The following is an 8,986-nucleotide window of genomic DNA, read 5'->3' on the forward strand; positions in this document are numbered from 1 at the left end:
ATATAGAAAAACTCAAACGAGCACGAGTATCAGGTGTCACCTGGTTAACAAGGAAGGATACAAATGACAAATAAACTAACACTTCTTGCTTCAGTAGTAGCTGCATCAACTGCGATGATGGCAACATCGGCATCAGCGGCAGAAAGCACTCTGGACAAAGTCACATCTCAAGGCTTCTTAACTTGTGGTGTAAGTACAGGTCTTCCAGGGTTCTCTAACCCTAACTCAAAAGGTGAATGGGAAGGAATTGATGTTGAGTATTGTCAAGCTCTTGCAGCGGCTGTACTCGGTGACAAGACCAAAGTTAAGTATGTACCTCTAACAGCAAAAGAGCGTTTTACTGCGCTTCAATCTGGCGAAATCGACGTACTATCTCGTAACACAACATGGACATTACATCGTGACACCGCTTTAGGTCTGAACTTCGTTGGCGTTAACTACTACGATGGTCAAGGCTTCATGGTTAAGAAAGATCTAGGCCTAACAAGTGCTCTAGAACTTGATGGTGCTTCTGTATGTGTTCAATCAGGTACAACGACTGAGCTTAACCTAGCCGATTACTTCCGTAACAACGGCATGTCTTACAAGCCAGTGGTATTTGATACGGCAGCACAAACTTCTAAAGGTTTCGACGCAGGTCGTTGTGACGTGCTAACAACAGACCAATCTGGTCTATACGCACTTCGCCTAAACCTAGCTGACCCGAAATCTGCACAAGTACTTCCTGAAATCATCTCTAAAGAGCCTCTAGGCCCTGTAGTACGTCAAGATGATGACAAATGGTTTAACGTTGCTAAGTGGACACTTTCTGCAATGATTAACGCGGAAGAATACGGCATCTCTTCTAAAAATGCAGACGAAATGCTTAAGTCAAAAGATCCAAACATCAAGCGTATTCTTGGTGTAGACGGTCCTAAAGGTAAAGGCCTTGGCATTCGTGACGACTGGGGTTACCAAGTAATTAAGCAAGTTGGTAACTACGGTGAGAGTTTTGAGCGTACTGTTGGTACAGGTTCTCCACTTCAAATCTCTCGTGGCGTAAATGCATTATGGAATGCGGGCGGCTTTATGTACGCTCCACCAATCCGTTAATAGCACCTACGTGATTACTTGTTCGTAACCGTTGCTATCACGCACATCTTGTGTGGTAGCAACAAACAGAAAATGAATATTTGAGTAACACGATTTAGGGCGGTTTTTCCGCCCTAACTGTTAAATGGATTTGAGGTTATTGCAGTATGAAACCTAACAACACTCTTACTCCTTCCCAGGAAAAGCCTGAAGCAAAAAGTGTCAACCTATTATACAACCCGACTTTCCGATCTGTTGTTTTTCAGATCATCGCCATCGGAGCACTCGGCGCTTTCTTCTACACCATCGTAAATAATGCCCTTACCAACCTCGACGCCCGAGGCATTGCCACTGGTTTTGACTTTCTTAGTCAAGAAGCCGGTTTTGGTATCGGATTAACGCTCGTCGAATATGACGAAACCTTCTCTTATGGTCGAACGTTCGTTGTCGGCTTATTAAACACCGCCCTAGTTTCAGTGCTAGGTATTATTTTAGCCACCGTTCTTGGCTTCAGTATGGGTATCGCTCGTTTATCTTCTAACTGGTTAGTTAGCCGATGTGCAGCGGTTTACATTGAAATCTTCCGAAATATCCCTCTACTACTTCAAATTTTCTTTTGGTATTTTGCCGTTCTTCAAGCTCTACCATCAGCTCGTCAAAGTCTAAGTCTGGGTGAAGCCATCTTCTTGAATGTCCGTGGCTTATATTTCCCGGCGCCTGTTTTAGAGCAAGGAAGCAGCTTTGTTATTGCAGCACTGATCATCGGTATTGTCGCTACTGTGATCATCAATATTTGGGCGAACAACAAGCAGAAACTGACTGGGCAACAAACACCGATGTTTCGCATCGCAGCGAGTTTAATCGTTGGTTTACCGCTGGTTGTTTACTTTGTTATGGGAATGCCTATTTCGGCTGAATACCCTGCACTGAAAGGATTTAACTTTAAAGGCGGCATCAGCATCATCCCTGAGCTTGCAGCCCTTGTGTTAGCTCTCAGTATCTATACGGCATCTTTCATTGCAGAGATCGTTCGTTCGGGTATTAATGCGGTGAACCATGGTCAAACAGAAGCTGCTATGTCTTTGGGGCTACCACGTTCTCGCACATTGAAACTGGTTATCATCCCACAAGCTTTACGTATCATCATTCCACCGCTTACCAGTCAATACTTAAACTTAACCAAGAACTCTTCGCTAGCAATGGCGATTGGTTACCCTGACCTAGTTTCTGTATTCGCAGGTACAACGCTTAACCAAACCGGTCAAGCGATAGAAATCATTGCGATGACCATGGGCGTATACCTAACACTAAGCTTATTGACCTCCGCGTTAATGAATATCTATAACCGTAAAGTCGCATTGGTGGAGAGATAATATGAGCACACATCAATTTCAACCTGATCTTCCGCCTCCCGCTAACACGGTTGGTATGGTTGGCTGGTTAAGGAAAAATCTCTTTAACGGCCCTATTAACAGTGTAGTGACACTGGTTTTAGGTTACATCGCATTCTCATTACTTTGGGCAACCTTTGACTGGGCATTCTTAAATGCAGACTGGGTCGGCACAACTCGTGATGCATGTACGAGTGACGGCGCGTGCTGGGTATTCATCAGTGTTCGTTGGGACCAATTCATGTACGGTTTCTATCCTGAAGCTGAACTGTGGCGCCCTCGCCTTTTCTACGCAACGTTAGCCATTTTTGTCGCTTTATTGGCTTATGAAAAAACACCTAAGCGTACGTGGATTTGGTTGTTCTTCGTAAACATCTACCCATTTCTAATCGCTGGTTTGTTATACGGTGGTGTATTTGGACTGGAAGTTGTTGATACCCATAAGTGGGGCGGACTACTGGTTACATTGATCATTGCATTAGTGGGTATTGTGGTTTCGCTTCCTATCGGTGTTGCACTTGCTCTTGGGCGTCGTTCAGAAATGCCGATCATTCGCAGTATCTGTACTGTGTACATCGAAATCTGGCGTGGCGTTCCTCTTATTACTGTGCTGTTCATGGCATCGGTAATGCTGCCTCTATTCTTAGCCGCAGGCTCTGAGACCGATAAGCTAATCCGTGCTCTTGTTGGTGTGGTGTTGTTTAGTGCAGCTTATATGGCAGAGGTTATTCGTGGTGGTCTACAAGCAATTCCTAAAGGTCAATACGAAGCAGCAGATGCACTGGGTCTAACCTATTGGAAAAAGATGGGACTGATTATTCTTCCTCAAGCGTTGAAAATCACTATTCCATCAATCGTGAACACATTCATTGGCCTATTTAAAGACACCAGTCTGGTACTTATCATCGGTATGTTTGATGTGTTGGGTATTGGCCAAGCAGCGAATACCGACCCTGAGTGGTTAGGCTTCGCAACAGAAAGTTATGTATTTGTCGCGTTAGTGTTCTGGGTGTTCTGTTTTGGCATGTCGAGGTACTCAATATGGCTAGAAAACAGACTTCACACCGGTCACAAACGATAGTTAATAAGATCAAGGACGTATTATGACGCAACAACTAAACCCAGAATCGCAAGAGTTGATGATTGAACTTAAAGACATGAACAAGTGGTACGGTGAGTTCCACGTGCTTAAGAACATCAACCTAGAAGTTAAGAAAGGCGAGAAAATCGTTATCTGTGGCCCTTCTGGCTCAGGAAAATCTACGATGATTCGCTGTATCAACCGACTGGAAGAGCACCAAAAAGGTCATATCTTCGTTTCAGGAAATGAACTGACAGAAGACCTAAAGAACATCGAAGCCGTGCGTAGAGATGTAGGTATGTGTTTCCAGCATTTCAACCTGTTCCCACATCTTACGGTATTAGAAAACTGTACTCTGGCCCCTATTTGGGTCAAAAAGATGCCGAAGGAAGAAGCTGAAGCGATTGCGATGAAATACCTAGAGCGTGTAAAAATCCCTGAGCAAGCGGATAAGTTTCCAGGTCAGCTTTCAGGTGGTCAACAACAGCGTGTAGCCATTGCCCGTTCTCTATGCATGAACCCTCAAGTAATGCTGTTTGATGAACCAACATCAGCACTCGATCCAGAAATGGTTCGTGAGGTGTTAGATGTAATGGTAGAGCTTGCAGAAGAAGGCATGACCATGTTGTGTGTGACGCACGAAATGGGCTTTGCTAAAGAGGTCGCGGATCGCGTTATCTTCATGGACGCTGGCGAAATCATCGAAGAGAACAACCCTGTCGACTTCTTTGAAAATCCACAGTCGGACAGAACACAGAACTTCTTAAGCCAAATCTTACACCATTAATGTGTTATGATGCATAAACGATAGAGGCGGCTTAGGTCGCCTCTTTATTTTTCAAAGTTATAGTTAGTTTTTAAAGTTTTAAGCAACTGAATAGATCGACCAAAGGTTGACCATCGTATCTTAGCTATACTCGATTACAGCCTAAAGAAATACTTTGTTACACCTTCAGAAACACTTAACCGACTATTTTGATTATTATTTTACGTATACAAGAGGAATGAAAGACTTGATTTTTCGAACTTTCACCCCCATAAATGTACTAATAACTATTGAAGTCACCTTACGAGGAAGATTATGAACAGCCCTATGTTTTCACGCACAGCATCTCAAGAAAGTGCTCTGCAAACCAATAAAGTGTTGCGTAATACCTACGCTCTACTGTCTATGACACTACTTTGGTCTGCTGTTGTAGCAGGCGTATCTATGGCGATGAACCTTCCTCGCCCTGGTCTTATCATCATGCTAGTTGGCTTCTACGGCCTACTTTTCCTTACTGAAAAGAACCGTGACAACAGCATGGGTCTAGTCTTCACATTCCTATTTACTGGTTTCTTAGGCTACACCATCGGTCCAATCCTTAATATGTATGTTGGCGCAGGTATGAGTGATGTCATCCTAACTGCACTTGGCGGTACCGCATTAGCATTTATGGGTGCTTCAGCTTACGCTCTTACTACTAAGCGTGACCTGTCATTCCTTAACGGCATGCTACTAGCTGGTTTCGTTGTACTGCTTGTAGGTATGGTTGCAAACATCTTCCTACAAATGCCTCTACTATCATTGGCAATGAGCGGTATGTTCATCCTATTCTCGACTGGTGTTATCTTGCTTACAACGCAAAACATCATTCGTGGCGGTGAAACTAACTACATCTCAGCAACGATCAGCTTGTACGTATCTATCTACAACATCTTCATCAGCCTATTAAGCATTCTAGGCATCATGGGTAGCGACGACTAATCACTCCCATAACTGAAGAATATCTAGCCCAAGAGCCTCGCTCTTGGGCTTTTTTGTATCTATCAGCACCAGAATTCTTTTGATAGCTGCAATATTTCTTGAGATCGCTATAAATCTATTGAGAAAAGTAAACTTGGTCATTACCCTATCTGGATAGTTAACTGGATTCTGGATTAAACATGTTTGAATATAACGGCAAGCAAATCGAAACCGATGCTCAAGGCTACCTATTGGACTACACACAATGGGAAGAAGGTATGATTGAAATTCTTGCTCAAGATGAAGCTATTGAACTTACGGATGCGCACTTAGAAGTCGTACATTTTGTAAGGAGCTTTTACGAAGAGTTCAACACCTCTCCAGCAGTTCGCATGCTAGTAAAAGCGATGGAAAAGGCGCATGGCCCAGAAAAAGGCAACAGCAAATACCTATTCAAGTTATTCAAGAAAGGCCCAGCTAAGCAAGCGACCAAACTCGCAGGCCTACCTAAACCAGCGAAGTGCTTGTAAAGACTGATCTGCTTTAGATCATTCCTGAATATAAATACTGTAGTGACTGAGCTACAGTATTTTAAACTCCCCAACACGCACGTTTTGTCGTTCTTTCTCTCCGACTTGATGTTTTACTACACCATCAACTACCGCACTCTTAGGGCCGATTTTTAGCCATTCATATAGCTTCTCAATTTTCTCAACCTCTCCAACCGCTAATACTTCAACTCGGCCATCATTTAGGTTCTTAGCGTAACCTGAAATCCTCAAGGCTTGCGCTTGTCTGCTGGTGTGATAACGAAAACCAACACACTGAACTACGCCTGACACGACAAAAATAAATTGGGAACTTTCCATAACGTTGCCTCATAAATTATATGAATGATATAGTTGAGCTTCTATTCATTCACCGCTTATTGGTGGACTTACTTCGAGTATAACGATTATGAAAGAAATCCCATTTCGTTGGATTGATAAATATCTCATTCACCTAAAAATCCAAGAAAAGTTCTATCTACTCTTCTTATTACCTCTTCTCGCTCTGGTTATATTAACGCTCGTTTTAGATAGTGCAGCGGATTCATTACTGGCTCACCTTTATCAAGAAGAAATGCTCTTGATGAAAGGACTTATTGAGGCGGGTCAACTCACGAAAGATCAAGTGGCTCAACTCGTTAGTAGTTCTGATAGCATCTCTTTAGGCTATGGCGCGGGTTCTGTTTCAGTCATGAATGGCGCATTTAGTTTAGTGGCAAACCACGATCAAAACCTTTGGTCTGCGCTATCTACGACTCAAGTATCTATCATCGCGGTAACACTAACGCTGATCGCATTGGGTGTTTACTACATCATGACCTTCATTGGCGGTGCCATGTTCTCAATGAACAAAGCACTGAACACGCTTGCGAACGGTGACTTAACTTGTCGTATGAACTACTTCTTAGTTCGTGATGAATTCAGTGAAATTGCCATCACTATCGATAAGGTAGCCGAGCGTGAACAAAACATGGTTCTTTCTATACAAGAATCTGTGGCACTTATGCAGCAAATCAGTTCGGACTTGAACCAATCAACACAGCAAAGCTCAGACATTTCAGGTAATCAGCAAGAGCACCTGAATAGCCTAGCAAGTGCGACCGAACAGATGGCAGCAACGATTCGTGAAGTGGCCACCCTTGCACACGATTCTAGCTCTCAAACGATGGATGCTCGCGGTGTCGCTCAAAGTGGCCAAGTGAAGGTTTCGAATACTCTAAAATCTATCTCGAGCCTATCTCAAGAGATCCAATCGGCTTCGCAAGCAGTAGAAGAGCTTGATGCGAATGCTGCACAGATCGATGAAGTTGTAACTACCATCAATGGTATTTCAGAACAGACTAACTTGCTTGCTCTGAACGCCGCTATTGAAGCAGCTCGTGCTGGTGAACAAGGACGTGGTTTTGCCGTCGTTGCAGATGAGGTTCGCGCTCTTGCAGGAAGAACACAGCAAGCAACGGTTGAAATCCAAAGCATGATTGAATCATTACAGCGTAACAGCCAATCACTAACAAAACTGATGGAAGTGACGGTTAACAACGCAAATGAAGGACAAACCTTAATGTCTGAAGTGAACGTTGAGATAGGCTCTCTGGCTGAAAAGAATCAATCGATTTCGGATAGTAGTACTCAGATAGCTACAGCGGCTGAAGAGCAAGGTGTTGTTGCTGACAACATTGCACAGAGTGTCGAAGATATTCGTCATCAATCAGACAGTATCTGTGAAATGATCAGTAAGAGTAATGCCAACGTTGACCAGCTTCGTAAGCAAAGCGACACAATGGAAGGCTTATTAACCGGCCTCAAGGCTTAATCATCGAAATATCGTGACTAGGGCTGCTTCTGCAGCCCTTTCTTATTTGCTTTTCACCTGTACTTCCCCGACAATACCCCTCCTTCAAATTCAACAAACAGAGTAAATTATGACTCCTTCAATTCATCTAGCTAAAGGCCGAGATAAATCACTACGCCGCAAACACCCTTGGGTATTTTCACGCGGTATCGATAAGGTCGAAGGCGAGCCGCAACAAGGTGAAACTGTAGACGTATATGCTCAAAATGGTCAGTGGCTTGCAAAAGCAGCTTACTCTCCAGCTTCTCAAATTCGAGCTCGTGTTTGGACATTTGAAAAAGAAGAAATCAACAAAGCGTTCTTCGTAAAACGAATTCAAGATGCACAGTCTTTACGTGAAGACATCATCGAACGTGACGGCCTAACGGGTTACCGTCTAACAGCTGCAGAGTCTGATGGCTTGCCTGGCATCACTATCGATAAGTACCAAGACTTTCTAGTTTGCCAACTGCTAAGTGCAGGCGCTGAATATAACAAAAGCGTATTGGTTGAAGCCCTAATCGAGTGCTTCCCAGACTGCAACATTTATGAACGTTCAGACGTAGCAGTTCGTAAAAAAGAAGGCCTAGAACAAGTTGTCGGTGTACTTCATGGTGAAGAGCCACCTAAGTCAATCGTGATTGAAGAGAATGGCGTAAAAATCAGCGTGAACATTATGGAAGGCCACAAAACGGGCTTCTACATGGACCAACGTGATAGCCGTAAAGAGTCGATGAAATACGTTAAAAACAAAGATGTTCTTAACTGTTTCTCATACACAGGTGGTTTTGGCCTTTACGCACTGAAAGGTGACGCAAAGCGTGTGATCAACGCTGATGTATCTCAGCTTGCTCTTGATACAGCGAAGTTGAATGCTGAACTGAATGAATTTGATATCTCCAAAAAACGTGCCGTTTTCTTAAATGCCGACGTATTCAAACTGCTTCGTGAATACCGCGACCAAGGTACTAAGTTTGACGTAGTGATCATGGATCCACCGAAGTTTGTTTCAAGCAAGAACAACCTAACGTCTGGTGCAAACGGCTATAAAGATGTAAACATGCTTGCAATGCAAATCCTGAAACCAGGCGGAACGCTACTCACCTACTCTTGCTCTGGCTTAATGGGCACAGATTTGTTCCAAAAAATCATCGCTGATGCAGCTCTAGACGCAGGCCGAACTGTTAAATTCGTAGAACGCTTCGAACAAGCTGCCGACCACCTAACAGACACAGCCTACCCAGAAGGTTTCTACTTAAAAGGTTTTGCTTGTAAGGTCCTTTAAGCGATTTAGCTTTGATAACTAGATAATAAAAAAGGGCCTTTCGGCCCTTTTTT

General features: G+C 43.5%; 9 protein-coding genes. 8 read left to right on the forward strand and 1 reads right to left on the reverse strand.

The features are described from left to right. Nucleotides 1-63 precede the first annotated feature (63 nt). From OCV12_RS08815 to OCV12_RS08840, 6 genes are all read left to right on the forward strand, one after another. The gene (locus tag OCV12_RS08815) at nt 64-1,092 is read left to right on the forward strand and encodes an amino acid ABC transporter substrate-binding protein (RefSeq protein WP_017630037.1); all 1,029 of its coding nucleotides are present in this window, start codon (nt 64-66) and stop codon (nt 1,090-1,092) included. Between the two features lie 146 nt (nt 1,093-1,238). Continuing rightward, a complete protein-coding gene (locus tag OCV12_RS08820; RefSeq protein ID WP_261884415.1) occupies nt 1,239-2,444 on the forward strand; it encodes an amino acid ABC transporter permease in 1,206 nt (401 codons plus the stop codon). Between the two features lies 1 nt (nt 2,445). Beyond that, nucleotides 2,446-3,543 carry an amino acid ABC transporter permease gene (locus OCV12_RS08825; RefSeq protein WP_239829742.1) on the forward strand — a complete coding sequence of 366 codons (1,098 nt, stop codon included), beginning with the start codon at nt 2,446-2,448 and terminating at the stop codon, nt 3,541-3,543. A 22-nt stretch (nt 3,544-3,565) separates the two neighbouring features. Next, nucleotides 3,566-4,330, forward strand: coding sequence for an amino acid ABC transporter ATP-binding protein (locus OCV12_RS08830; RefSeq protein WP_004742336.1), 765 nt, complete (start codon nt 3,566-3,568; stop codon nt 4,328-4,330). Nucleotides 4,331-4,624: 294 nt separating this feature from the next. Further along, nucleotides 4,625-5,290 (forward strand): Bax inhibitor-1/YccA family protein, encoded by a 666-nt coding sequence (locus OCV12_RS08835; RefSeq protein ID WP_261884416.1) that lies wholly within the window; start codon nt 4,625-4,627, stop codon nt 5,288-5,290. A 179-nt stretch (nt 5,291-5,469) separates the two neighbouring features. Beyond that, nucleotides 5,470-5,799, forward strand: a complete 330-nt coding sequence (locus tag OCV12_RS08840; protein WP_017057205.1) for a TusE/DsrC/DsvC family sulfur relay protein — start codon at nt 5,470-5,472, stop codon at nt 5,797-5,799. Nucleotides 5,800-5,850: 51 nt separating this feature from the next. Here the strand turns inward: OCV12_RS08840 and yccX are convergent, their stop codons facing one another. Beyond that, nucleotides 5,851-6,138, reverse strand: coding sequence for an acylphosphatase (yccX, locus tag OCV12_RS08845; RefSeq protein ID WP_261884417.1), 288 nt, complete (start codon nt 6,136-6,138; stop codon nt 5,851-5,853). Between the two features lie 88 nt (nt 6,139-6,226). Between yccX and OCV12_RS08850 the strand changes: the two genes are divergently transcribed. Continuing rightward, nucleotides 6,227-7,630 (forward strand): methyl-accepting chemotaxis protein, encoded by a 1,404-nt coding sequence (locus tag OCV12_RS08850; RefSeq protein ID WP_261884418.1) that lies wholly within the window; start codon nt 6,227-6,229, stop codon nt 7,628-7,630. 109 nt (nt 7,631-7,739) lie between these two features. Further along, on the forward strand, nt 7,740-8,933 hold the full coding sequence (locus OCV12_RS08855) for a class I SAM-dependent methyltransferase (protein ID WP_017631283.1): 1,194 nt from the start codon (nt 7,740-7,742) through the stop codon (nt 8,931-8,933). The last annotated feature ends 53 nt before the right edge of the window (nt 8,934-8,986 follow it).

It is taken from the genome of Vibrio pomeroyi (assembly GCF_024347595.1).
Classification (GTDB): domain Bacteria; phylum Pseudomonadota; class Gammaproteobacteria; order Enterobacterales; family Vibrionaceae; genus Vibrio; species Vibrio pomeroyi.

Bases quoted from the DNA above. Each gene is read 5' to 3' on its own strand.
- OCV12_RS08815 (WP_017630037.1), top strand. From the start codon at position 64: ATGACAAATAAACTAACACTTCTTGCTTCAGTAGTAGCTGCATCAACT.
- OCV12_RS08820 (WP_261884415.1), top strand. From the start codon at position 1,239: ATGAAACCTAACAACACTCTTACTCCTTCCCAGGAAAAGCCTGAAGCA.
- OCV12_RS08825 (WP_239829742.1), top strand. From the start codon at position 2,446: ATGAGCACACATCAATTTCAACCTGATCTTCCGCCTCCCGCTAACACG.
- OCV12_RS08830 (WP_004742336.1), top strand. From the start codon at position 3,566: ATGACGCAACAACTAAACCCAGAATCGCAAGAGTTGATGATTGAACTT.
- OCV12_RS08835 (WP_261884416.1), top strand. From the start codon at position 4,625: ATGAACAGCCCTATGTTTTCACGCACAGCATCTCAAGAAAGTGCTCTG.
- OCV12_RS08840 (WP_017057205.1), top strand. From the start codon at position 5,470: ATGTTTGAATATAACGGCAAGCAAATCGAAACCGATGCTCAAGGCTAC.
- yccX (WP_261884417.1), bottom strand. From the start codon at position 6,138: ATGGAAAGTTCCCAATTTATTTTTGTCGTGTCAGGCGTAGTTCAGTGT.
- OCV12_RS08850 (WP_261884418.1), top strand. From the start codon at position 6,227: ATGAAAGAAATCCCATTTCGTTGGATTGATAAATATCTCATTCACCTA.
- OCV12_RS08855 (WP_017631283.1), top strand. From the start codon at position 7,740: ATGACTCCTTCAATTCATCTAGCTAAAGGCCGAGATAAATCACTACGC.